The organism is Microvirga pakistanensis (assembly GCF_004458765.1).
GTDB lineage: Bacteria > Pseudomonadota > Alphaproteobacteria > Rhizobiales > Beijerinckiaceae > Microvirga > Microvirga pakistanensis.
Window position 1 is genome coordinate 1 of sequence record NZ_SPJX01000240.1, and the last position, 223, is coordinate 223.

Annotated in this window: 1 protein-coding gene; it reads right to left on the reverse strand. The window is 68.6% G+C overall.

The window, feature by feature from the left end:
• Nucleotides 1–223, reverse strand: a 223-nt coding sequence (locus tag E4K09_RS14170) for a UvrD-helicase domain-containing protein (protein ID WP_134498050.1), incomplete at both ends; no start/stop codon positions are given.

Below are 223 nucleotides of genomic sequence, written 5' to 3' on the forward strand. Positions count from 1 at the left end.
TCAGCTGCTGGCGCGTGGGCTTGACGCCCTCGAGCTCCGTGAGCTCGGCCACGAGGCTTTCCTCGTCCATGGTCACCCACCGTCCCAGCCGCTCGAACACGCGGATCGCCATGTTGGCCGCCGCGGCCTTGGTGAAGGTGAGGCAGAGAATGCGTCCGGGCAGGGAACCGCTCAGCAGCAGGCGCACCACGCGGTCGGTCAGAACCTTCGTCTTGCCCGCGCC